The following is a 966-nucleotide window of genomic DNA, read 5'->3' as shown; positions in this document are numbered from 1 at the left end:
TCGGGCGGCCGCCCGATGTCCAGGCACCGCCCACCGCCGGCTCGCCAGGGACTACGAGACCAGCCCGGCCCGTTCCGAAACCATGATCCGCTGGGCGATGATCGGCCTCATGTTCCGCAGCCTCACCCGCGGCCGACCGGCGACACGGCAGGGCCCGCGCCCGCCCACGCGAAAAGTTTCATAGATACCCCGGTCCGCCCGCCCATGGGTAACATCCCGCGTCAGCGCACTACGGATTCATGAACCGATCAACCTTCTGTTGCAGGTCAGGTGGCAGGTCGGTCAACTCAGAGACGATCGCTCGAAGCTCTCCGCCGAGTCCAGAAGCCTCAGTCCAGACCGCTGGGTTCCTGGTGAGGACCGCGGACAGCAGATCACCTCCGTACATGTCTCCCTCTGCCATCGGGTTGTCCCGCAGCACCTTTAGGGCCAGCGGCAAGAGGCAGGGCAGTCCTATGTCCTGCCCGATCAACAGACGCATGTCCTCGACTGTCAGCTCGCCGATCGGCCGACGCCGCAAGGCGTGTGCAGTAGCGATGAGACGGGTGGCTTCGGCCGACGGGGCTGGCCAGCGGTCGCGTTCAAGCTCTTCAAGGGAGCGGTCACAGTTCGGGGGTCGCGTCACCGCCCGATTGTCCTACGACGAGATCTCAAACGCGGTCTGAAACAAGGTGCAGATATACATCGTTGGGTCGATCCTCCGCCCGTGAAGGAGCAGAATTACCGGGGGAGTGGAGCACGGCAGGCGGAGGGTCACTGGTGTCGGAGTTCCAGCACTATCAGTTCATGGCGGACAAGCCGTTGACCGACGGGCAGCTCGCTCACGTCCGGGCGTTGTCGACGCGTGCCGACCTCACGCGGCACAGCTTCGTGAACACCTATCAGTGGGGCGACTTCAAAGGCGACCCGCAGGAACTGGTGGAAGGCTGCTACGACGCGCATCTGTACTTCGCCAACTGGGGCACC

General features: G+C 64.3%; 1 protein-coding gene and 2 pseudogenes. 2 read left to right on the top strand and 1 reads right to left on the bottom strand.

Translation table 11 applies throughout. The features are described 5' to 3' along the window. Nucleotides 1-184: pseudogene (locus tag BZL64_RS39190) on the top strand (hypothetical protein); the annotation flags it as partial. A 45-nt stretch (nt 185-229) separates the two neighbouring features. On the opposite strand, the gene BZL64_RS28205 reads toward BZL64_RS39190, so the two are convergent. Beyond that, nucleotides 230-625 (bottom strand): contact-dependent growth inhibition system immunity protein, encoded by a 396-nt coding sequence (locus tag BZL64_RS28205; RefSeq protein WP_086771994.1) that lies wholly within the window; start codon nt 623-625, stop codon nt 230-232. A gap of 134 nt (nt 626-759) precedes the next feature. Here BZL64_RS28205 and BZL64_RS28200 point away from each other — a divergent pair. Beyond that, nucleotides 760-966, top strand: a pseudogene (locus BZL64_RS28200) (hypothetical protein); the annotation flags it as partial.

Source organism: Streptomyces bobili (assembly GCF_002154575.1).
Classification (GTDB): domain Bacteria; phylum Actinomycetota; class Actinomycetes; order Streptomycetales; family Streptomycetaceae; genus Streptomyces; species Streptomyces bobili.
Note: the sequence above shows the minus strand (reverse complement) of the source record. Positions and strands in the feature narration are given on the sequence as shown.